We start from the raw sequence: 24,319 nt of genomic DNA, 5'->3' as shown, positions 1-24,319 counted from the left end.
TGTCTTTGTATTATAGCACATCCCGATTTCTCTTTGATATGCAAACTTAAATTATATAGGCATTGATAAATTGTACCGGTATAATTATAATGTACATATACTAGTGGTGATAAAGGGGGGGTTTATATGTCAAAAGTGAGGGATTATCAAAAGCTTGCAGAAGACATCTTAGAAGCAGTTGGCGGAGAGGAAAATGTGGTGAGTGCCGCAAGATGCGCCACGAGGCTGCGTTTGGTGCTGAAGCGCTCTAATCCAAAGGCAAAAGAAGCAATCAACGCCATGCCTGGCGTCATTACAGTGGTGGAAAACGGTGGTCAGTTTCAGGTTGTGATCGGTCAGCATGTAGGTGAGGTATATGAGCATTTTTCCAACCTTGTTCAGCTCCAAACGTCGGATGATGATCAGCCGAATGAAAACAAAGGAACGATACTGAATCGGGTCATTGCGACCATGTCCGCTGTGTTTGCGCCATTTGTGTATATTTTAGCCGCAGCTGGTATTTTGCAAGGTGCACTTATCTTAATAAATTTGATATTTCCAAGCTTCTCGAAAACAGGCACTTATGAAGTGTTTAGCTTTATTTCTTGGGCACCGTTTACGTTCTTGCCCATCTTTATTGCGATCACTGCAGCCAAGCATTTCAAAACAAATATGTATATCGCGGTTGCTTGTACAGCAGCGCTTGTCAGTCCTTCTTGGACAGAGATTGCCGGACGTGTAGCATCAGGGGAAGGTGTGACCTTTTTAGGGATTGCATTATCTGAAACGGTTTATACATCATCCGTCTTGCCACCGCTTTTCTTAGTATGGATTCTTTCTTATGTAGAAAAATTCTTAAACAAACGAATTCATGAGGTTGTCAAACCACTATTTGTTCCTTTTCTCTGTATGGTCGTCATGGTTCCGTTAACCATTCTATTAATCGGTCCTCTTTCGACAGCAGGTGCAAATGGGATTGCAAACGGATACAATGTCTTAGCTGAAAATGTACCAGCTCTGGCAGGTGCCATTATCGGTGGTTTCTGGCAAGTACTCGTGATTTTCGGTGTTCACTGGGGAATCACGCCAATGGTACTTGCGAACTTTGAACAATATGGACGTGACTCCTTTCAGGCATATCAAACCATCGCTGTTATCGCTCAAGTCGGTGCGGTGCTGGGAGTTATTTTAAAAGCAAGAAATCGGGAAACACGGAAAGTTGGGGTTTCAGCTGGAATCACAGGACTCTTCGGTATTACGGAGCCTGCGATTTACGGTGTCACCTTACGTTTTAAAAAGCCGTTTATTTTTGGGTGTATTTCTGGAGCGGTCGGTGCCATTGTGGCCAGCTTCTTTACGCCCTATTACTTTGCATATGCAGGGCTGCCTGGCCCGCTGACCATTGTGAACGGAATCAATGCAGATTATCCAACGTCTATCATTGGTATTTTGATTGGTGTGGCCATTGCGCTGATTTTACCAGTTGTGCTTATTCAAATGTTCGGATATGGAGAAGATACGGTAGAACAGTCAGCTGGTGAAACACCTGTTAAAGATCAAGACGGAGAAACGACACAAGCTTCTATGAACAATGAAGATATGATCACGGCTCCATTTACAGGAAAGGTGCTTTCGTTATCTGAAGTGCCAGATCCCGTATTTAGCTCTGGGGCGATGGGGAAAGGCTTTGCCGTTCATCCGACCGATAACAACTGTTTGCACCGTTTGATGGCAGTGTCGTCATGCTTGCACCAACAAAACATGCGATTGGTTTGCGTTCTAAATTTGGTGTAGAGTTACTTGTTCATGTAGGAATTGATACGGTTTCTCTAGATGGATCGGCATTTACACTCAATATCAGAGAAGGCGACAAGGTGAAAAAGGGTGACTTGTTGATGACATTTGATCAGGAAGCAATTGAAAGCAAAGGATTACAAACAATCACACCTGTTATCATTACCAATACCCAAGCATACGAAGATGTGATTGTAGAGAAACGTTCGACATGTCAGCCAACTGACGTCATGATGACAATTGTGAAATAGGAGGAATAGATAATGACTTTACCAAAAGATTTCTTATGGGGCGGGGCATTAGCCGCTCATCAATTCGAAGGTGGATGGAATGCAGCTGGCAAAGGGCCGAGTGTTGTAGATGTGATGACAGCAGGTGCTCATGGTGTACCAAGACAGATCACGGAAACGATAGAAGAAGGAACTTTTTATCCAAACCATGAAGCCATTGATTTCTACCATCGTTACAAAGAAGATATCGCCATGTTTGCTGAAATGGGATTAAAATGCTTACGAACATCGATCGGCTGGAGCCGAATTTTCCCTAAAGGGGATGAAGAAGAGCCGAATGAAGCAGGCTTACAGTTTTATGATGATGTGTTTGATGAACTGATTAAACATGGAATCGAGCCTGTCATTACGCTGTCTCACTTTGAAATGCCCCTCCATTTGGCAAGAGAATACGGCGGATTCCGAAGCAGAAAAGTCGCTGAATATTTCGCGAAATTCGCGGAAGTGTGCTTCAATCGTTACAAGGACAAAGTCACATACTGGATGACGTTTAATGAAATCAATAACAAAATGGATGTCAACAACCCATTGTTCCTTTGGACAAATTCAGGCGTATCGGTCAAAGAAGGCGAAAATGCCAAAGAAGTCATGTATCAAGCGGGACATCATGAATTGCTTGCAAGTGCATGGGCAGTGGCAAAAGGAAAAGAGATCAATCCGTCCTTTCAAATTGGAGCGATGGTGTCCCACGTGCCAATTTATCCATATTCCTCAAACCCAGAGGATGTCATGCTGGCAGAAGAATATATGAGACAGCGCTATTTCTTCCCAGATGTCCAGGTGCGTGGCTACTATCCAAGCTACGCGTTAAAAGAATTTGAGCGCGAAGGCTATCACATTCCTTTTGAAGAAGGCGATGAAGAAAGCTTAAGAAAAGGAAAAGTAGATTACCTTGGCTTTAGCTACTATATGTCAACAACGGTCAAAAGCGATGCGGTATCTGATCACAACGGAGACATTGTCAATGGAGCACTGCCACATGGTGTGGAAAATCCGTATATCAAATCAAGTGACTGGGGTTGGTCCATTGATCCGACAGGTTTAAGGTATACATTGAATCGTTTTTACGATCGCTATCAAATCCCGCTATTCATTGTGGAAAATGGCTTTGGTGCCATTGATCAAGTGGAAGAAGACGGCTCTATTCATGACCCAGAGCGAATTCAATATCTCGCTTCTCATATTCAAGCACTGAAAAAAGCGATTGAATATGACGGTGTGGACCTCATCGGCTACACACCTTGGGGCATCATTGATATCGTGTCATTCACAACCGGTGAAATGAAAAAACGCTACGGCATGATCTATGTTGACCGCGATAACGAAGGTAATGGTTCAATGAAGAGACTCAAAAAAGATTCATTTACTTGGTACCAAAACGTCATTGCAACGAATGGTGAAGAAGTGTAACAAAGGAAAATGCAGACCCGGATGAGTGTGGTATACGCTTGTTCGGGTTTTTGTGTTTCTTTCGACAAAAATGGTGCGCATATCCTTTTGTTAACAAGAAATAAGTCTTATAATTTAGATAGAATATTTGATGATGAAAATAAGAGAAGATAGATGGAATGGGAGAGGTAGTAAATGACGAAATGGTGGATGGTTCGTGCGGGTGACCAAAACGAATTAATTACAATTTGGGAAGAGAAAGGCATTGCATCGATAGGGTGGCCTAAATTAGGTAATCCAAAACAATATCAAACAAAGCAAGAGATGAATGCTCGAGCTGATGTCATATTCGCTGAGAACAAACCTTTTACGAGAAGAAGCTGGGTCAGTCAGGTATGGAGGTTTAGTAGAGAAATCAAAAAGGGAGATCGAATCATTACGTACATAAAAGAAAGCCGTGAATATCGAGTAGGTACGGTGATTGCTCCGCATTTTTTTGATGAAGCAGTTGGAGATAAAATGTATCCAAATCATATTCAGGTAAATTGGGAACCAATAGCAGTTAAACGAGATTCTCTCAGTCAATCAGCTAAGAACAGCCTCGGTTCTATATCAACTGTTTTTCGTGTAGATGATTGGGGGAAAGAGATTGAACATTTACTCAAAAACCCTACATCTATATCAGCGCCTGAAGATGAAACCGAAGAAGATGAAATTATCGAAGATTTAGTCAGCAAAGCTACTGTCATGATTGAAGATAAAGTAGATAAATTGGACCCGTGGCAAATGCAAGACTTAGTCGGAGGCTTACTGCAAGCAATGTCATACAATGTTCGCGTGAGTCCAAAAGGGCCAGATGGCGGTGTGGATGTATTAGCTTATAAAGATGCATTTGGATTTGAAAAGCCTATTATTAAAGTACAAGTAAAGCATCGGAAAAATTCAGCCAGTTCGCCAGAGGTGCAGCAATTATTAGGTGCTAATCCAATGAATGCTAACAGTTTATTTGTTTCTACTGGTGGGTTTACTTCTCATGCAAAAGCTGTTGCGAAGCATAATGAGGTTCATCTAGTGGACTTAGAAGAACTCGTAAATCTTATTGTACATTGGTATGAACATATGCCAGCTGAGACAAGATCCTTATTACCTCTGAAAAAAGTGTATGTACCTGAGTGATCTTTTTATTGTCTATGTTTCAATAACTCCTGAATACAAAGAAAAAAGAGGGTAATGACGGTAAAATAGTTCATTGGATTCTGAAAGATATTGATGTTCATTGATAATTGAAGAAGAATCCACAGACTGAATACCACCATAACAGCAGGAATAATTAATTTATACACAATGGTTCTCCCTTCTAGAGTAGTGCGGTTTTAGTTGGCATTGTCTCATATCATTGTAGAGGTTGAAAAGAGGTAAAGGTTTTAATAGGTTCTATCACATAATTCGGTATAATTGGTCTATAAAAACGATAAATGGTAGATAAAGAATAGGAGTTGTTGAAATGAATCAAACTCTGCAAATGGGTGCCAATACCGTACTAAACTCTCCAAAGGGGCAATTATTCATCAGTTATGAAGTGTCATCTGCAATTGATATTTCTTTAACGGCGTTTCTCTTAACAGATTCAGATCTAGTTCAAGGAGATAATGGCATTATTTTTTACAATCAGCCGGAGAGTACTACGGGTGTCGCGACACTTTTACCAGCAGAGATATCAGATCAGTTGAAAAGACATCAATTGAATTTTGATATGAGCAAAGTGCCTGTCGGAATCACAAAGATGGCTATTACACTAACAGAGGATCGAGGAATCGGCTTTTCTCATGTGAAGAATCTGCAAGCAGAAATTCGAACAGGTGATGAGGTGCTATACCTAACACCAGTAAGCTTTACAAATGAAAAGGGTATTGTCGTAGTAGAGCTATACATAAGAAATAGTGAAACGAAAGCACGATCCATCTGGCGTGGCTTCGATTCTGGATTGGAAGGGCTATGCAAGCTTTATGGGGTGGAGGTTGAACCTGATGAACAGGATGTTTCTACACCTCCTCAAATGGTTTCTGAAAAACAAATTAATGAGCCTGCTCCAATGAACACAGCCGCTAAAGAGAAAGTCTCTGCACCTATTAGCTTAGAGAAAGTTCAAGGTAAAATTAGTCTAGACAAAGGTCATAAACCGATCATCATTGACAAAACACCAGAGATTACGGCTACAGTATCTTGGGAGTCTGGTACCGATTATGATATTTACGCGTTGATCTATACGAAGTCAGGAAAACAAATAGATGTGGCCATGTTTGGCGCAAAAGGTGTTCCCGCTCTCAAAAGTTACGGTAACGGGGCTGTTGAGCATATGGGAGATGTCGGTAGAGATCGTGAATCAATGAAAACAGAAGTCATTAAACTAAGGTTAAATGATGATATCCTTGCGGTGGTACCCGTTGTTTACTCTGCTCAATCAAATGGAACAGGTTCTTTCTATAGATATAGAGTGTCTATGAGTATCGATAATCATCAAGGAACGTCTGTCACGATTTATGCAAAACATGCAAATGACAATGATCGAATTTATTCTTGTGTTCCTGGTATACTTCAAAACACAAATGATGGCGTGATCATCCGTCCACTAGAGCTTTACAGCAAGCCGAATTCCGAGCGCAGACCTAAATTAAAAATGAAGTCTTCAAATGAAATTGATGTTTTGATGGATAAAGGACCAATCAATGACTATAAGTGACGTGAACATGTGGCTAGACAGAGTATAATGAACTGTCTGGCCTTTTCTATATCTCTACAATGGATAAACTCGTTTATCCAAATTAGAGGGTAAATTGAATAGAAAGTCCATTCCATTTTTTATGTCATTTAGCCTATTTTTCAGTTTTGGAGGTCACGGTAAAATAGACTTTATGATCAATAATGGAGGGAGTGGCTTCTTCTGGGCAAGATACTTGATGCAAAAGCACTAACCAGTGCCATGGATACAAGGGCAAAACACTATCAGGAACTCCGCGAACAAATGATAGATTTAAAAAAGGCATTACAAGGTGTTGCCAACCTCGGTGACGACTTCACTGGAAAAGGTGCCGATAACATTAAAAGTTTCTACAAAGAACTCGCCGGAAATGTGGACATATTTATTAGCCTCATTGATAAACAAAAGGCCTTTCATGAAGGTGTTTCTGGGACACTTGATGATACAAATTTTGGCGGCGACACCTTTGTAGAAGAACACTTTTTAGACAACGCTGTACATATGGGAATCAAGAATGCCAAAAGCATCGTGAAGGATCAAAAAAAGGCACTCAAAACGATTTTTCAAGATATTGATGACCTCATTTCTCTGGAGGTATTTGATAGTAAAACCTTTGACGAAAAGATTGCTGATGCGGAAGATGAACGGAAGAAAACGGTTAAAGATTTAATAGAACTTGATCAAAATCTAAAAGATGAATATGCTTTGTCAGAGACTGAGGAGAAGGCTACAATGGCATTGTACGCAGAAATGATCAATGCCACAAATGACGGAAAATCCATTTCGCCTATGAATTTTGACAAGAAAGCGTATCAAAATAGCGAAATCTACAAGGCAAAAAGCGATATTGAGAAGCAAACTTCTGAATATCTAAAAATCAAAAAAGATCAAGAAGAAGCCCGCAAGATTGCAAAGGAACAAGAAGCACTAGCCAACCGTCCGTGGTATGAAAAAGCTCTTGATTACGGAGGAAATATCGTCAATGAACTGACAGGCGTGAACGATGCAAAACGTGCCGCAACAGGTGTCGATCCGATCACAGGTGAAGAACTCACCGCAGGACAGCGAGTCGCCGCAGGCGGCATGGCAGCAGCAGGCTACATCCCGATTGTCGGTTGGGCAGGACGCATTTTCAAAGGCGGGAAAGCTGTCTATAAAACGACTCAAGCCACGTCCGCCGCAGTCAGAGCAGTAGACATTTACAAGACATCACAGAAGTCTTTTGACGCCCTGAAAACATCACAAAAAGGCTTATATGGCCTCACCGCAACAAACGGCTTCAGCGAAGCGATTACGGGTCGAGATATGTTTGGAAATAAGATCTCGAAAGAACAGCAGGAAGCGAGTATGAATGCAGCGCTTGGGATGCTTTTGCCGTTTGGGGCAAAAGGGTTTCATGGGAAGATGGGTGTAAAGAGTTCAGGTATACCTAATATTTCAAAAAGGCATGATGAAATTGCTCATAAAAGTTATTATGGTAGAAAAGATTTTAGAATAAAGATAAATAGTGCAGTATATTCTCATCATGATAATAAGCATTTAAAGGCTAGAACTGCCGAAGAAGCGAAACGTTTTAGTGAAACCGGAAGACGAAATGCTCAATACCTACCTGAAATAAATAATAAAGTGATAGAAAAAGAAGCTCTTCAAAGAGGGCATATCATTGATAATGGCAATAATAATTTTTACTTCATTTATGATACTGGTAAAGTTGTTGGTTATGATAATGGAAAATCTACTAGTTGGATTAGAGGAGAACTAACGAGTGGTAATGTGTATCACGGTCATCCAATAGCTGGTGATAGATTAAATAAGTATTTAAACAAATTAGGAATAAAATAACTATAAAATTAACAAAGAGGTCGGATAAAGATGAGAAAGCATGTGAAACTTGATATTCCGGAAGTAAACATTCATCCCTTGAGGATAACTGAAGGTTGGAATGTCCGTTATAATCATTTTTGGGAAATTGACCCTAGAAAGTTAGAAACAGAAGATGAAAGATGGTTTATGTTCACTGAAAGTTTGTTACAGCTTTATCATGAGAAATCATCAATAACATTGGACTTAGGTTGGTATCCCGATTTATCTTCAGATGGCAACTATCTTGTTCTAATAGTTAAAAATACAGATTGGGACAATCCTATTCAGGAGTTTAGCTCTGATGACTATAGCAAAGTGATAGATTTTATAGAATTTCATTTAAAAGAAATTACATATAACTGGTGGAAATAAAACTGTATGTATTTCTACGAGGTTAATAAGGCTATTGCTTCTCTGTTTTGCCGTTTCTATGGTGGTGGTCTTATAATGAATAAAAACCAAACAATGCTTAAAAAGCAAAATATGTGGAACCATCATTGGAGCATTAAAAATGTATATAGAACTGGATAAAATTTTATCCGCTGATAAATACTAGTAAGTGAGATACTCTTGTATTTTAGCCTAAACGATTGGGGAGAACTATCAAAACAGGTACTCAATAAACCGATAGAGTGGCAGCGAAAAATTGCGTACTGTCTCGATAATGAGTGCAATGAATATGAGTTTCATATTTTATTGGATTTGCTGAATACTAATGATGTTGAATTATTTGAGATTTGTATTGATACATTAAGAAGTTATCCTATTGAAGAGGGTACAAAAATAGTACTTTGATTGGTTTTATACTGATCAAGATTATTTAATTTACACTTTTATTCGGATTTTAAACAACATAAGATTCATTATTACGTACATGTAATTATACAAAGTCCCCATTTATATTGATTTCCTAGATTTATATCCGGAAATTTTGAAAAAAAGCATAGTTATCTAGAAATCAGTTCATTCCACCGTGTAGCCTGGTGGAATTTTCAAGGGGGAGATGTCTAGAGAGCAATGTTTATACGCCTTGTGGAGGTGCTCCTATGAATAATAAAGGAAAAACAAAAATCGAAACCTTAAAAAGAAAAAGCAGAAGAAAGCACTTAATAAACGAATTAAGTTATATGACACTTCCAGAACCCCCTTTTTTGGAGGTCGAAGAGAATCAATTTTTTTGTCAGAAGGTATTTACTTTCCTGCAATCGAGAGAACATAAAAGTCAAATACATGGAGACAACGATCTAGAGCATATTGAAAAGTCTACACAAATGTTAAATGAAATGGTCGGGAGGATAAAAGAGACTCCTAAACAAGGGAGATTGCTTTTTTTCCGAGATCATGAAATTGAAGCACTTTTAGTGAATGTGGATGAAGTGTTTCATCATTTAAATCAACTTCTTGAGCAAACCAAATTTTTAAGTGGATACGGAGATTTCATTTTAATAGCAGAGGATTTTCATTTTGGATTATGCATAGAGCGTACAGAATATTTTTATGAGTTTAGTATTTGGGGCTGTGAGATTAAAAGTGGGATGTAGAGACGAAGAGATAAGGTTTTCTTGATAGTCAGGGTTTCTCAATGGTGTCAGGTTGACATCGTTTTTAGTTTGTTTTATTCTTTCTCACTCTATCAGTCATCTGAAAAGGTACATTTGGTTGATAAAAACAGACTCTTTGATCTATATTTATTCATTTTTTATTTGATTTTTAAGAAAAATGTTGCTTTTGTTTAAAAAATTACTTACTATAGTGATATTAACATGTTAAAAGCGGTTTCATGAAACGATGAAAAGCTAAAAATAGAATAATGCGTACATTCAATAAGGCGTGTTACTGTTCGGCAGGCAAGACCTAGATTGGATGGGATATCTGTATTTGTATATTCCCACCCAATCCAGGTCTTTTTTTGTTGCCTGAGCTCCTATAATTAAAAATGAAAGCGGTGACTTTGATGAACCATAAAGACTTAGCTCAAGACATTCTAAAGCATATTGGTGGAAGTGAAAATGTTCAAAATGCGATCCACTGTATGACGAGATTAAGGCTGACATTAAAAGACTCTTCACGTGCAAACTCTGAAGAAATTAGTCGTCTTGATGGCGTTATTCAAGTAGCGGATACAGCAGGTCAGTATCAAATTATTATTGGAAATGATGTAGGTTATGTCTATAAAGAATTTGCAAAGCTTATTGATCACAACCCAGAAGCAAGCGGGCAAATTGTCCAGAATAAAGATCATAGCTTCAAAGGATACTTCAATCGTTTTGCCAATTTAATCACTGGCATTTTTGCACCAATTATCCCTGCAATTGCCGGTGCTGGTATGTTGAAGGCTTTGTTGATTTTGTTGCCGATGCTGAATTTGATGAAAGAAGATAGTCAGACCTATTTGGTGTTGAAAATCATTTCAGATGCGGCGTTCTTCTTCTTGCCGATTTTGTTAGCCTATACAAGCTCGCAAAAATTTGGCACAAACCCTATGGTATCCATGGCTTTGGCTGGGGTTTTATTACATCCTAACTTAACAGCTTTGTTTAGCAGTGGCGATCCAGTTGCTTTTGCTGGAATACCCTTGAAAGCTGTATCTTATGGCGCATCGGTTATTCCAATTATATTGATTGTTTGGCTTATGTCCTATGTTGAAAGGCTTGCGGATAAATTATCACCGGGACCCGTCAAAATTTTTATGGTTCCTTTAATCACAATGATCATTGTCGCGCCGATTGGTTTACTGTTTCTAGGGCCGCTCGGTATGTATCTGGGCGCAGGGTTAGCAGCGGGAGTGCTATGGATACAACAAACTGCGGGATGGGCGGCTGTTGCAATTTTAGCTGTTTTCTTACCTTTTATCGTGATGTTTGGCATGCAGAAGGTGTTCTATCCAGTTGTTATCGCTTCCCTTGCTTCGCCTGGATATGATGCGCTCATTGGAGTAGCCATGTTAGCGGCGAATTTTGCACAAGGTGGAGGTGCTTTGGCAGTTTCATTTAAAACAAAAGATCCTAAGTTAAAACAAATTGCGATGTCCGGAGGAATTTCTGCTTTATTTGGCATCACAGAACCTGCATTATACGGTGTCCATTTAAAGCTTAAGAAAACATTACTTGCATGTATGATTGGAGCAGGGGTTTCAGGTATATTTGTTGGATTAATTAAACTGAAAGCGTTTGTCATGGTTTCACCTGGAATTGCCACTATGCCGATTTTCATTGAAAAAGGGACTTCAAACTTTACGTTTGCCATTATTGGTGCAGTCATTTCAGCGGTAGTCGCATTTATTGCTGTTTACATCATTGGCTTTAAAGATGCAGAAAATGAAGTCGTCCAGAAGAGCAATGAGCCTATCTCTACAACAGAAAACACAAGAAATCGTGAGGTCATTTATGCACCGATCAAAGGAGCTGTCATCCCATTAGCGAAAGTAAATGATAAAGTATTTTCTGAAGAAGTGATGGGTAAGGGGGCAGCGATCCAACCTAGCGATGGAAAAGTAGTAGCTCCATTTGATGGGCAAGTAGAAATGATTTTCCATACAAATCATGCGATTGGTCTAAAGTCAGACTTAGGTGTTGAAGTTCTTATTCATATTGGGATTGATACCGTTAACTTAAATGGACAACATTTTACTTCACATGTTCAAAAAGGTGATACAGTAAAGCAAGGCCAGCTTTTAATTGAATTTGATGATCAGAGTATACAAAAGGCTGGTTATGACACAACAACACCAGTGATCATTACAAATTCGGCTGATTATTTAGAAATTTTAACCCAAGAGGGAAAAACCAATCCTTCTGGTCATCAGCAGCCACTTTTAACTGTCTTATAAATAGATTTTGAATGTAACCAGGAAGGTGATATGGTATGGAAATTATAAAAGTGCTGAATACCAGTGTGGTTCTCGCTAAACGAGATGATGGAAAGGAAATCATCGTAATGGGGAAGGCGATCGGGTTTAAAAATAAGCCTGGCAGTCTTATTCAAGAGGAAGATATACAAAAGATTTATGTGCTAGAAGATCAAAGCACGTCAAATGATTTAGCTGAGCTCATGAGAGAGACTCCAGAGGAATTTTTAATCATAACGGATGAGATTATTTCCTATGCGAAGCATCGATTATCCACACACTTAAATGAGCATCTTTATATTTCTCTAACAGATCACCTTTTTATGGCTACAAAGCGCTTTAAGGAACATCTCACGATACAAAATCGCCTGCTTTGGGAAGTGAAGAAATTTTACCCCGAGGAATTTAGCATTGGTATGCACGCACTCGATCTAATAAAAAAACAACTAGGTATTCAATTACCGGAAGAAGAAGCAGCGAATATTGCTTTTCATCTAGTAAATGCGCAGCAGACAGAAGACAATTTGAATCAAATCGTGATGATGACCAATATGGTCAAAGATATTCTAAACATCATTAAAATGCATTATAAGATCGATATTCCAACAGATACGATTAATTACTCCAGGTTTTTAACACATTTACAGTTCTTTGTTCAGCGGTTGCTGGAGAACAAAATGCTTGAAACAGATGACCATGATTTAATCGATCAAATCATGAGGAAATACCCTGAAGAAGTGAAATGTGTGGAGAAAATCGAGAAATATATTAAAACAAATGTGGATTACACCATATCCAATGACGAAAAAATGTATTTAATTATTCATGTCAATCGAGTGGTTTTAAGAAATAATGGATCGTCTTAAGGGAGGAAGAGAGATGTCTAATCAAGTTAGAAAGTTTCCAGAAGGTTTTTTATGGGGTGGCGCTATTGCGGCTAATCAAGCAGAAGGTGCATGGAATGTAGACGGAAAAGGGCTATCGACTGCTGATGTGGCGATTTTTAAAAAAGGCCTCAGCAAGTCTGACTATAAAAAGCACAATAAAGTGGATGAAGAACAAATTCAACAAGCGATGCGTGCAGATACCGCTGAAGGTTATCCGAAACGAAGAGGTGTCGATTTTTATCATCGTTATCCAGAAGACATGGCGCTCTTCAAAGAGATGGGATTAAAGACGTTGCGTGTCTCGATTGCCTGGACACGTATTTTTCCAAAGGGAGATGAAGAAGAGCCGAATGAAGCGGGATTATTGTTTTACGACCGCTTATTCGATGAAATGAAGAAACATGATATTGAACCACTCGTTACGCTATCTCATTATGAAATGCCGCTATACTTAGTCAATCAATATGGTGGATGGTCTCACCGCATTGTTGTTGATTTCTTTGTGAAATTTAGTCGAGTGGTATTTGATCGATACAAAGATAAAGTCAAGTATTGGCTGACTTTCAATGAAATTGATAGCATTGTTCGCCATCCGTTTACAAGTGGAGGAATCGTGTCAGAGCGTTTTGATAATGTAGAGCAGGCTGTTTATCAAGCGCTACATCATCAATTTGTTGCAAGTGCTCTGGCAGTGAAGTATTGCCATGAAATGATCCCGGGTTCAAAAATTGGCTGTATGCTGACGAAATTAACAACGTATCCTTATTCTTGTAATCCAAAAGATGTTTTAAAGGCATCGAAGAACAATCAATTTAATATGTTCTTCACAGATGTACAAGTGCGCGGGGAGTATCCACGTTTTATCCATCGACTGTTCAAAGAAAAAAACATTCACATTGAGAAACAGCTAGGAGATGACGAGTTATTAAAGGTTCATACCGTCGATTTTATTTCTTTTAGTTATTACAATTCACTTGTTGCTACTGAAAACAGTGAAGGGATGGAAACGGTCAGCGGAAATACGATAGGTGGCGTAAAGAATCCTTATTTAGAAGTGAGTGAGTGGGGATGGCAGATCGATCCTATTGGTATTCGTATTTCTTTAAATGATCTATACGACCGCTATCAATTACCGCTGATTATTGTTGAAAACGGATTAGGAGCAAACGATCAAGTGGAGCAGGATGGAACGATCAATGATGATTATCGTATTAGTTATCATGAACAGCATTTCCAGCAGATGTTAGAAGCGATTGAGGATGGAGTCGAATTGATGGGGTACACGAGCTGGGGGATTCTTGATTTAATCAGCTATTCATCGTCAGAAATGGAAAAACGTTATGGATTTATCCATGTTGATCAAGATAACGATGGAAATGGAACATTAAATCGCACACCTAAGAAAAGTTTTTACTGGTACCAGAATGTGATTCGTCAAAATGGACTGGAAATGAACGAATAGATGTGTCAGAAATCTTTTAAGGAGTGGTGTATACCCACTCCTATTTTTTATTGATGAATGTTTCAGCTCGTAAAAGAAAAGATATGCATATGGATATGCATTTCCCTCAAATTTAAGCAATTCACTATCATTACCTTTCACATTCATATAAAATAAGAGCTAGTGAAAATTTGAAGAGATGCTTGATAAATGAAGGGCATGTAAGCTGTATGAAATGATGAGATGTTTCAAGTACGTGAAGGTTGCAAAGCTGTTTCTCCTCACGCATGAATCTTGTAAGCGTAACCATTATTTGTCACTTCATTGCAATGTGTTGAGGGGTGTGTCAGCATGAGGAATCCGTATTTGAGAACGGCTTCTAGTCTTTATATCAATTATTTTTTATTAGGTATGGTCAATATTATTTTGGCTTCTAATATGCCATTTTTGATCAAACAATTAGATACAAATAGTGCGGGGATTAGTTATATGATATCTGCACTCGGTATTGGCAGGGTGCTCACGTATGGTCTATCGGGTGTACTGTCAGATCGTTTTGGACGAAAGCCGGTCATTTTGGTTTCGGGGGTGCTGATGGCAGTGTTCCTCATTGGAATCCCATTGTCTCCGAATTATCAAATCGCGTTTGCGTTTGCGATTTTGGCAGGGGTGGCGAATTCGGCGATGGATGCAGGGACGTATCCGGCTTTAATGGAAGCTTTTCCTCAAAACTCGGGATCTGCAAATGTGATGGTGAAGGCGTTTATTTCGATTGGGGCGACCATTCTGCCGCTCGCTATTTTCTTTTTAGCAGAGCATGATCTGTTTTATGGATTTGCGTTTTTTGTACCTGCTTTTATCTATTTAGTGAATGTGATGATGTTGTGGACATTGCCATTTCCGAATCATCGCAAGGTGGAGCAAGTTCAGGTGACGGAGCATGATGGACTTCCGCGCTTCTCATCAGAGCCTACGTTTTGGAGAGAAGGGGTCGCACTGATTGTGATCAGTTTTACATCAAATGGTCTGTACGCCTTGCCGCAAATTTGGCTGCCTACGTACGGTGAGGAAATTTTGGGGATGGCTTCTGGCAGTGCTGTGAAGCTGCTTAGTTACTATAGCATGGGCGGTTTGCTGTCTGTCTTATTGCTCGCATTTCTTTTGCGCCGCATTGTTCGTCCGGTCACCGTGCTGCTACTCTATCCGATTATTACATTAGCCTCTATCTGTGTGCTATTGGTCGTGAAGTCTCCAGTCATCGGGACCGTCAATGCATTTGTATTGGGCTTTTCAACAGCTGGTGTCTTTCAGCTGACGTTAACCGTAATGGCTGAGTTCTTCTGGAAAAACAAAGGGACGATGACAGGAATTATCTCAACAGCAGGCGGAGTGTCCGCCATTGTGATTCCGGTCGTCACTGGTTTGATCGAAACCCACTCGACGATTTTGCAAATCTTTATATTTGATGCGGGTGTGGCTGTTGTGGCGATCATCGGGGCGATGTATATCCTTTATCGATATCGCCGTGTGATGATACACGAATAAAAAAGACGACTTCCAAAGCGGAGGTCGTCTTTTTTATGTGTTTCGTTTAGAAACGGTCATTTTCAAATAGAATTTGTTTCACTTGTTCAACCGGCATATCCTCGCCAGTAAAGAGTTTGTACGCAAGGGCACCTTGCCATAGCATCATGCCAAGACCGTTAATCGTTTTGGCACCCGCTTCTTGTGCTTGAGCAAGAAGTTTTGTTTTTTGCGGGTTGTAGACGACATCTGTCACGATTAAGTCTTTGCGTAATACATCAAGTGTATCGTCAATAATGCTGAGCTCATCTAATGGTTTCATGCCAAGGCTTGTCCCGTTTGCTAAGATCGCACTTTCAGCTACTTCACGACGGAAAGCGTCTTTGTCTTCAAGTGGGAAAATATTCGCTTTGACACCGAATGATTTCATTTCGTTGTTGATGTAATTTACATTTTCTTCTGCTTGAACAAAGTATTGGTCATTACGAGCAAAAATACTAATTTCACGAATACCTGATTGTGCAAGCTGAATGGCAATCGGAGTTGCAGCGCCGCCAGATCCAACGAGTGTGACCTTTTGTCCAGCTAATTCAACGCCATGTTCAATTAAGTTTCTAACGTAACCAAGACCATCTGTGTTGTAGCCAACCAGCTTGCCATCTTTGTTCACAACTGTGTTGCTTGCACGAGTATATTTTGCAGAATCATCTAGTTCATCTAAGTAATCGAGCACTTTCATTTTGTTCGGCATGGATACGTTAAATCCAGCTGCACCCATTGCTTTCATCCCGTTTACTGCTGCTTCTAGTTCATCATTTCCTACCTCAAAAGCAAGGTAAGCATAGTTGATTCCTGTTAGTGTATAGCCAAGGTTGTGCATCCGTGGTGACAGGCTGTGCCCGATTGGTGTTGCAAGAAGACCGACTAATTTTGTTTTTCCATCAATATTACGTTCGTGTATGTTTGTCATGATTGACATCTCCTTTAATTATCTAAACAATTTTTTCATGCGTCGTAAAACAAAGACTGCTAACAATACGCTGATGACCGCAATGATCATATCGAAGAATAAAGTCATTTTAATATCGTACGTGCTAACGAGTCCGCTTGTAATCAGCGGAACAAGGATAAACGCTGAACTTGCCGCAATGTTGACATATGATGAAGCCGTTGCTTTGTTTGTAGGGAATAATTTCATCATAATACTCATCGCCAACTGGAAAATGCCGGCTGTAAATAATCCTAAGAAAAAGGTACTAACAATGACAATGCCGTACGTTTCAATTTGAAATAGTGAAAGCATGGCAAGGAATGCCCCGATTGGGTAAATAATAGCGACCATAATTGGTGAAATGAATTTATCTAATACGATTGAAAGCAATAGAACAGATACGAGTGCACCAATACTAAAATAAGAAAGAAGCTGCGTCGCTTGTCCTGAGCCAAGCCCAATCAATTTCAACCCGAGCTGTGGAAGCCAAGTTTGCCATACAACAAATAATGCAGTAGACGTGAATCCCATAAGTACAACAGCTAGACCTTCACCAAACATTTTCGGTTCTTCCTTCATTTGCTCTTGAACGGGAAGATCGTTTTGAGAAGCCGTTTGTTTATGATCTGGGAACGGCATAAAGATCAAGTAAATGCCTACAAGTAAATAAAGAAGTCCTAGACCAAAGAATGCCCAGCCCCAGAAGATGTCATGTGCAATAAGGAATGCCAAGATAAATGGAAGAACAGTCGCACCAATTGATACAGACGCCTTCACTAATACAGAAGCTGAACTTGCTTTTTTAGGAAATGACTCTGTCAAAGCAGGATATGTCCCTGAATCAAGCAATGAGTTTGCAATCCCTGCGGAAATGGCAAAAATGAAAGCCAATGTATAATTGGTCGTCGTTGGAATCCCAATTAAGAATAATAAGTAAAGAAAGTTACCTGTAATAATGACAGGTTTTCGCCCCCAGCTGTCTGCCAGCCTACCAGAGAAAAAGAGAGCAATTAATTTACCGATACCGATTGCTGATACAAGCAAGCTGATTTTTGGAATATCTACATGGTAGCGTTCAGATAAGCTTTCCATGTTTGATGCCACAATAATATTGATCATGCCTAGCATGAAATAGTTTAAGTACATGCCAAGTGATGATTTAATGTATGGATTTTTCATGTTCCCACTCCTATATTTGAAACCCTGTTCGGGCCAAATTCTTGTTACCCTTTGTTATTTCCTTAAACGTAAATAATATTAAGTCCATCACAACACCCCTTGTGTGATTGATGAAAAAATAATGAATATTCATCTGTTCTTCAAATAAGTACATCGTTCTACTAAATAATTAAAAATAATAACAGTTATCATAAGTTGATGGACTTCCTCGATTTGATCAGAATCAAAAGATCCATCTTTAACTGTAGTTGATATCATAAATAACGATATGTTCACAAAAGGTATAACGATATACTAAAAGAAGCAACGAGATAAATATACTCCTGCGTTTAAAATGTGTCAAGTTTATGACTTTGCGATTTAAAAAAAGAAAAATGTAATAAAGAAATAGTTGACTTGCTCAATAAAAAAAGGAGAATCGCTTTGCAATTCTCCTTTCAGCGTGTAGACAAACCCTCGCATTCTTTGTCAGTCCTGCGCTCCGGTGCTCACGAATGTCAAATTCGCTCTGCTCCGGTGCTCGTCCTTCCTAGACTGCAAAGGTTTTCTATCACGCTGAAAAGAAGACAAAGGGCTAAAATCAAGTTCATTTTAGCCCTTTGTCAACAATCTGAAAGGGAGAATCGCTTTGCAATTCTCCTTTTCATGATCATGTCGAGGTTTCTCGAATATGAAGTTGAGGCTTTAATATCAATCGCTGCAGTTCTTCATCCTGCTCGTTCATTTTATGATACAAAAGGTTGGCTGCTTTGACTCCAATGGATCGTGGAAATGATGAGACTGTGGTGAGCGGCGGGTGATACATCTCCGCTTCAGGGATGTTATCGAATCCAACTACATCAATGTCTTCACCAGGCTTGATGTCACGCGCTGCCAATTCTTGAATCACCCCAAACGCCACTAAATCACTGAAGCAAAAAATAGCAGTAGGTGGTTCGGGAAGGTCAATCACTTGGGCAAGGGCTTCTTTCCCGCCTTCACGGGTAGGTACCATATCGATAATAAGAGATTCATCCATCGTCAGGTCTTCATCATCATGGGCTCTTTTGAACCCTTTCATCCGTTCAATCCAAGTCGAGGAGGATTTGACTCCGCCTAAGAAAGCGATGCGGCGATGCCCTTTTTGAAGAAGATGACGCACCGCCATCCAAGTACCTTGTTCATAATCAACGCCGACATAATCACAATGGACATCTGCTAATTCACGATTTGCCAATACTTTTGGTGTGCGAATGTTGTTTAATTGTTTCACCGTTCGTGTCGAGCTCTTCGATGCTGGATTTAAGATGATTCCACCCACTCGGTGCTCTACCATTGTGGAGATGAGACGCTCCTGCTTATCTACACTATCAAAGGTTGTCCCAAGTAAAACGGTATAGCCAAGTGATTCAAGTGTGGTTTGCACACCAATTAAAAATTCAGAAATAAAGGTGTTTGAAATATCCGTGACGATCACACCCACAATATTTGAACTTTTCGACCGCATGTTGGCAGCGACGCGATCGTACACGTATCCCAAATCCTCCATGGATTGCAGCACTTTTTTCCGGGTGGCTTCAGAGATCCTAGGGTTGTTGCGAACAACGAGTGAGGCCGTTGAAGTCGATACACCGGCATGCCGAGCGACTTCTTGTAATGTCACACGCTGTTTGTTCATTTTTTTCATTTGTCTTCACCAACTTCATTGGATTGCCTAACTATGGTTCATCATCAAGATGGATGTCTCCACCAAACTAGCCGAACATTCTTTGTTTCATTATACCTTAATCAAGGGGTGTTGATGAAGTGATGTCATATCGGCTTCAGATAAGGAGGAAACAACATCTTAAAAGATTACCATTGACAGCTTTCTTTTAGAGGCGTAAAATATAAAATTATTCAGAAATAGCAACATTTAAAGTAAATATCGAAGGCTATGATTGCTGTGGGTCACACTATGGCAGGAGCAGCTTCTGGAGAGACCGCATGTATGTGCGGCGCCGAAGGGTTCACAATCTCAGGCAAAAGGACAGAAGAGTACGAAATATTGTATTTGTGATGCATGGATCATACTGTGTATTGCTTTTCTCTATTTTGCTATTCTTTTATGACCGTGAGATTGGAGCGCATCCAATCTCTTTTTTTATGGACTTTTTGAGAGTTCATTATTTCAGTATAGGATCGTGTCGTAGGAGGGTGTTGAAATTGGCACAACAAGAGTTAAAGCGAGATTTATCAAACCGTCATGTTCAATTAATTGCCATTGGCGGAACGATTGGAACTGGGCTATTTTTAGGGTCTGGAAAGGCTATTCAATTGGCAGGACCATCGATCATTTTTGCGTACTTAATTGTCGGAATGGCCATCTTTTTTGTCATGAGGGCACTTGGAGAATTGCTCTTATCTAAGACGGGCTATCAGTCTTTAACGGATATAGCAGAGGATTATCTTGGACCATGGGCTTCCTTTGTGACAGGATGGACGTATTGGTTTTGCTGGATTATGACAGCGATGGCGGATGTTATTGCGGTCGGGGTGTATGTGCAGTACTGGTTTGATATTCCGCAGTGGATTCCTGCTATTATTTGTTTATTGATTTTGCTAGGATTTAATTTATTAACGGTGAAGCTTTTTGGAGAAATGGAATTTTGGTTTGCACTTATTAAAGTGATTACGATATTACTGTTGATTGGCGTTGGAATTGTCCTGTTAATCATTGGTTTTCAAACAGATGCAGGACCCGTGACGGTAACGAATCTGTGGTCACACGGCGGATTATTTCCAAATGGTGTGACAGGCTTCTTATTGTCATTCCAGATGGTGATTTTTGCGTATGTGGGCGTGGAACTTGTCGGTGTGTCAGCAGCAGAAACAGCGAATCCGCAAAAAAATATCCCGTCTGCGATTAATAAAATTCCATTAAGAATTCTATTTTTCTATGTAGGTGCGATTTTTGTATTACTATGCATCAACCCATGGACAGAACTCAGTGCATCAGAAAGTCCTTTTGTGAAAACCTTTGGGCTCATTGGGATACCAGTAGCGGCGGGACTCATCAACTTTGTCGTCCTGACATCTGCGGCTTCTGCTTGTAATAGCGGTATGTTCTCAACGAGCCGAATTTTGTATAATCTCAGTCATCAAAAACAAGGACCGGCATCTTTTGGCCGTCTAAATAAGCATGCTGTTCCAAGTAATGCCCTGTTTGTGTCGACGATTGTGGTGTCAGTAGGGGCTCTTTTAAGCAAGCTGATTCCTGAACAAGCCTTTGGTATTGTGACAACGATCAGTGCCATTTGTTTCATTTGGGTATGGAGTATTATTTTAATATGCCATCTGAAATATAAGAAGACACGTCCTGAACTGCATAAGGCGTCTACCTTTAAAGCGCCATTTACACCTTTTGTGAATATAGCGGTTCTTGTGCTCTTTGCTGCTATTCTTGTTATCATGCTTTTCGCTGATGCAACACGTCCAGCATTGTTATTGACACCCGTATGGTTTGGGTTCTTATTTTTGATTTATGCACGAAAGAAACGCCGTTCAGCATAATGAACGAAAAAAGCACAGCCTTTTTAAATGGCTGTGCTTTTGCTTATTTAACGATTTCGAATCTTCAACATATAGTATGCATTAAGAATGATCAGAACAAGTCCAACGACGATGATGGAGAAGAGCTGAGAGTGATTGGCGCCAAGAGAATAGACAATCAAAATAAACATGGCACCGGTCAATAAAATATTCATCATTTGGAAAGTGTGAAAAAGCCCATCGAGCATCACATGCTTTTCGCCTTCATCAGAAATGGCGAGCAGTTTTTTGCCATAATCTTTATCGGTTGGACTAGGTAGGTGACGATTAGGATAGACGAGCTTTAGGACAGAGATCGATGCATAAGAAAGAATGACGGTGATCAAAAATAAGGCAGCATTTGCGAGAATCAGCCAGAGTGGCTGCTCGGTTACGATGGAAATTCCAATTGCAATAATCGATAAAATGGTACTCACCGTATTAGCTAACGTTACATCAGTAAAGGTTCGGTACTGTTTTACCTCTAGTTCATCTTCCTCATCACCAGATACTGAAAGAGAGACTCTTTTCTTCATGCGTGAAATGCCTGAAAAACAATAAATGATGAATAGAACTGTCAAGCCAGTGATGACAAGAGTCGCTTCAAATGCAGCTTGCAGAAGTGTCAGCTCAAATTCGGCAGCCAGCAAACAGTAAGCACCGAGAAAACCAAGGAGAGCACCTAAGAGCATTTTGTATACAGTTTTCATGTGAGTTCATCCTCCTCGAATAGAAAAATTTGTTCAATGGGTTCTTGAAAAATACGTGAAAGCCTCATAGCAAGTAAGAGAGACGGCATTAATTCATCTCGTTCCATTAAGCTGATCGTCTGGCGGGAAACCTTTGCCCGTTTCGCAAGCTCCGTTTGGTTTAAACCATCACGCGCCCGCAGCTCTTTTAGCCGATTTTTCATTCTGTCACCTCAACTCTGATCAAAATGTTATCTTGATTGTAAAGTATTATATTCATTTTGACAAGTATAGTTGTCAAAATGATAAAAATAATTGTCAAAAGATCGCCTTTATTCAAAAGGGAATCAATGATACGCTAAAGAAAAGAGAAACAGAAAATAGGTGATGCCCATGTTCATTGATCAATTAAAAAGTGATTTACATCAATCACAGCCGCTATTTATTGGAGAAGAGACAGCGTTCAAAGCGGCAGTCCTTGTCCCTTTGGTGCAAGTAGACGGGGAATGGCATGTTTTATTTGAAGTGCGATCACTGACGATGAGAAAACAGCCTGGCGATATTAGCTTCCCAGGAGGCAAACTCGACGGTGGGGAAACCGCACAAGAAGCTGCACTGCGGGAAACATATGAAGAACTAGGAATTCCGCCCGAATCCGTCAAGGTTTTAGGGCAGCTCAGCCCTTATATTGCCTCACCATCCTTTGTGGTATATCCATTTGTCGGGATTATTGATGAACAGCAGGTCAAACATTCCTTTAATCAAGAAGAAGTAGAGGAGACCTTTACTGTGCCTCTATCATGGCTCAGCCAATACGAACCGTACTTACACCATGTATCGGTGCTGCCAACACCAGGAGAGGACTTTCCTTATGAAAAAATCATGAATGGTGAAAAATACAGCTGGGGGAGTCGTTCGATTGAAGAGTGGTTTTATGATTACAATCGTTACACCATTTGGGGATTAACTGCCCGCATATTAAAACATTTTGTGATGGTTGCAAAAAGAAATTCCTAGAGAACCAGCTCTAGGAATTTGTTGTGGAAAGGCGTTCTTTTGCGGTTTCTTTTCCTTTCCCTTTTCCAATTAGGATGGGTGCTTTAGCTTTGCTCAATCCATATGAAGGCATGTTCACGTAGATAGATTCATATGAGCCGGCTTGAATTTGATACGTTTCATGATAAATTCCGACCGCGTCATTATTTCGTGCTCTTTGGTTAAATCCTTTCCAAGCAGCCAAATGCTTCTCCATCTTGGCATAGGCAAGGAGGTCCTCTGTTGATTTCCAATATTGGATCATGGTGGTGGTGCGTAAACCGAAGTAATTTTCTGTCCCGAGAAAACCAAGTTCTTCTTGATGTGTATAAAGTTCTTTGATCATCCCCGGCATCGCCTTAAATACTGGCAGCCATTGATGGACAGCCCAGCGTTTATTGATTCTCATTCCGATAATGAACACAACAATCGGCTCAGAATTGTCTGTTGTATACCTGCCTGCACGTATATTTTTTTTCATTTGTTCACCCTTCTTTCCTCATTGATTCACAGGTCTCCACGCACCAATCAATTCCAGCCTGCGCCACTTTCTTTCCGTAATTTAACGTATACAGCCAATACTTCGCATCAGCTTCATCTGGATACAGCTCTTGAATGTTTTGTTCAATCGCAACATATGTCTCATAACGGATACGGAGCTGCCTCTCATAATCCTGTAAAAGCACCAATTTTTTCTCAAACGAAAGATATTGACCAAAAAATAACTTTAATAACACCTCATTTCGTTCTGATGGTACTTGATCGAGCGGCTGCGCCAGCCATTGCCTCAACGTGTCCAGCCCTTTTTCAGTTAGATGATATTCCCGCTTGTCTGAGCGGCCAGTTGTAGAAGTGGGTGAAACCTTCGCAAGCCCTTCCTCGACTATTAACTTTAAAGCTGGATAAATTTGTCCATAACTAATTTTCCAAAAGTGATGCAAGCTCCTATCAATTAATTGCTTCACTTCATACCCAGACTTACAATCTGTCGTTAAAATCCCCAAAATCGCATACGTCGTATCATTGTATTTTTTCATTGATCAACACACCTATCTAAAAGATATATCATTTAGATATATAATAAACGATGTATAACTGCAGATA

General features: G+C 39.9%; 19 protein-coding genes, 1 pseudogene and 1 riboswitch. Of the genes and pseudogenes, 13 read left to right on the top strand and 7 right to left on the bottom strand.

Translation table 11 applies throughout. The features are described 5' to 3' along the window. Positions 1-126 precede the first annotated feature (126 nt). From MHB38_RS19085 to MHB38_RS19030, 11 genes and pseudogenes are all read left to right on the top strand, one after another. Positions 127-2,024 (top strand): annotated as a pseudogene (locus tag MHB38_RS19085) (beta-glucoside-specific PTS transporter subunit IIABC). Between the two features lie 9 nt (positions 2,025-2,033). After that, on the top strand, positions 2,034-3,473 hold the full coding sequence (gene bglA, locus MHB38_RS19080) for a 6-phospho-beta-glucosidase BglA (RefSeq protein ID WP_144741109.1): 1,440 nt from the start codon (positions 2,034-2,036) through the stop codon (positions 3,471-3,473). 174 nt (positions 3,474-3,647) lie between these two features. Then, entirely contained in the window at positions 3,648-4,628 is a 981-nt protein-coding gene (locus MHB38_RS19075) for a restriction endonuclease (RefSeq protein WP_046527586.1), read from the top strand. A gap of 328 nt (positions 4,629-4,956) precedes the next feature. Then, positions 4,957-6,192, top strand: a complete 1,236-nt coding sequence (locus MHB38_RS19065) for a TerD family protein (RefSeq protein ID WP_035390067.1) — start codon at positions 4,957-4,959, stop codon at positions 6,190-6,192. A gap of 201 nt (positions 6,193-6,393) precedes the next feature. Continuing rightward, the gene (locus tag MHB38_RS19060) at positions 6,394-8,052 is read left to right on the top strand and encodes a ribonuclease YeeF family protein (RefSeq protein WP_341004332.1); all 1,659 of its coding nucleotides are present in this window, start codon (positions 6,394-6,396) and stop codon (positions 8,050-8,052) included. A 30-nt stretch (positions 8,053-8,082) separates the two neighbouring features. Then, positions 8,083-8,445 (top strand): hypothetical protein, encoded by a 363-nt coding sequence (locus MHB38_RS19055; protein ID WP_046527526.1) that lies wholly within the window; start codon positions 8,083-8,085, stop codon positions 8,443-8,445. Positions 8,446-9,119: 674 nt separating this feature from the next. Continuing rightward, on the top strand, positions 9,120-9,614 hold the full coding sequence (locus MHB38_RS19050; RefSeq protein WP_017359943.1) for a YxiF family protein: 495 nt from the start codon (positions 9,120-9,122) through the stop codon (positions 9,612-9,614). 413 nt (positions 9,615-10,027) lie between these two features. After that, positions 10,028-11,902 carry a beta-glucoside-specific PTS transporter subunit IIABC gene (locus tag MHB38_RS19045; RefSeq protein WP_017359942.1) on the top strand — a complete coding sequence of 625 codons (1,875 nt, stop codon included), beginning with the start codon at positions 10,028-10,030 and terminating at the stop codon, positions 11,900-11,902. Positions 11,903-11,937: 35 nt separating this feature from the next. After that, positions 11,938-12,786 (top strand): BglG family transcription antiterminator LicT, encoded by an 849-nt coding sequence (gene licT / locus MHB38_RS19040; RefSeq protein WP_017359941.1) that lies wholly within the window; start codon positions 11,938-11,940, stop codon positions 12,784-12,786. Between the two features lie 13 nt (positions 12,787-12,799). Further along, a complete protein-coding gene (locus MHB38_RS19035) occupies positions 12,800-14,269 on the top strand; it encodes a glycoside hydrolase family 1 protein (RefSeq protein WP_341004228.1) in 1,470 nt (489 codons plus the stop codon). A gap of 330 nt (positions 14,270-14,599) precedes the next feature. Next, positions 14,600-15,793, top strand: a complete 1,194-nt coding sequence (locus MHB38_RS19030) for an MFS transporter (protein WP_017368408.1) — start codon at positions 14,600-14,602, stop codon at positions 15,791-15,793. Positions 15,794-15,839: 46 nt separating this feature from the next. On the opposite strand, the gene MHB38_RS19025 is transcribed toward MHB38_RS19030, so the two are convergent. The 3 genes from MHB38_RS19025 to MHB38_RS19015 form a co-directional block, all read right to left on the bottom strand. After that, positions 15,840-16,742: a shikimate 5-dehydrogenase gene (locus MHB38_RS19025; RefSeq protein WP_008344408.1), complete on the bottom strand. Its 903-nt coding sequence runs from the start codon at positions 16,740-16,742 to the stop codon at positions 15,840-15,842. An 18-nt stretch (positions 16,743-16,760) separates the two neighbouring features. Beyond that, positions 16,761-17,942: an MFS transporter gene (locus MHB38_RS19020; protein WP_017359938.1), complete on the bottom strand. Its 1,182-nt coding sequence runs from the start codon at positions 17,940-17,942 to the stop codon at positions 16,761-16,763. A 649-nt stretch (positions 17,943-18,591) separates the two neighbouring features. Continuing rightward, the gene (locus MHB38_RS19015; protein ID WP_007497313.1) at positions 18,592-19,608 is read right to left on the bottom strand and encodes a LacI family DNA-binding transcriptional regulator; all 1,017 of its coding nucleotides are present in this window, start codon (positions 19,606-19,608) and stop codon (positions 18,592-18,594) included. A gap of 276 nt (positions 19,609-19,884) precedes the next feature. After that, a riboswitch (glycine riboswitch) is annotated at positions 19,885-19,964 on the top strand. 162 nt (positions 19,965-20,126) lie between these two features. On the opposite strand from MHB38_RS19015, the gene MHB38_RS19010 reads away from it, so the two are divergent. Continuing rightward, positions 20,127-21,473, top strand: coding sequence for an amino acid permease (locus MHB38_RS19010; RefSeq protein ID WP_017359936.1), 1,347 nt, complete (start codon positions 20,127-20,129; stop codon positions 21,471-21,473). A 47-nt stretch (positions 21,474-21,520) separates the two neighbouring features. On the opposite strand, the gene MHB38_RS19005 is transcribed toward MHB38_RS19010, so the two are convergent. After that, complete coding sequence (locus MHB38_RS19005; RefSeq protein WP_076821448.1) at positions 21,521-22,201, bottom strand: DUF3169 family protein; 681 nt, start codon at positions 22,199-22,201, stop codon at positions 21,521-21,523. Beyond that, a complete protein-coding gene (locus tag MHB38_RS19000) occupies positions 22,198-22,404 on the bottom strand; it encodes a helix-turn-helix transcriptional regulator (protein WP_025208285.1) in 207 nt (68 codons plus the stop codon). The genes MHB38_RS19005 and MHB38_RS19000 overlap by 4 nt, the downstream gene beginning before the upstream one ends. A gap of 169 nt (positions 22,405-22,573) precedes the next feature. On the opposite strand from MHB38_RS19000, the gene MHB38_RS18995 reads away from it, so the two are divergent. Then, the gene (locus MHB38_RS18995) at positions 22,574-23,197 is read left to right on the top strand and encodes an NUDIX hydrolase (RefSeq protein ID WP_191219038.1); all 624 of its coding nucleotides are present in this window, start codon (positions 22,574-22,576) and stop codon (positions 23,195-23,197) included. 10 nt (positions 23,198-23,207) lie between these two features. Here MHB38_RS18995 and MHB38_RS18990 read toward each other — a convergent pair whose 3' ends face one another. Together MHB38_RS18990 and MHB38_RS18985 are read right to left on the bottom strand one after the other, a co-directional pair. Continuing rightward, complete coding sequence (locus tag MHB38_RS18990) at positions 23,208-23,696, bottom strand: DUF4188 domain-containing protein (protein ID WP_046344840.1); 489 nt, start codon at positions 23,694-23,696, stop codon at positions 23,208-23,210. A 4-nt stretch (positions 23,697-23,700) separates the two neighbouring features. Further along, positions 23,701-24,252: a PadR family transcriptional regulator gene (locus MHB38_RS18985; RefSeq protein ID WP_035703942.1), complete on the bottom strand. Its 552-nt coding sequence runs from the start codon at positions 24,250-24,252 to the stop codon at positions 23,701-23,703. Positions 24,253-24,319: the final 67 nt, after the last annotated feature.

The organism is Bacillus sp. FSL K6-3176, from assembly GCF_038003325.1.
GTDB classification, from domain to species: Bacteria; Bacillota; Bacilli; order Bacillales; family Bacillaceae; genus Bacillus; species Bacillus altitudinis.
The sequence above is the reverse complement of the archived record's forward strand: the minus strand, read 5'-3'. Positions and strand labels throughout refer to the sequence as shown.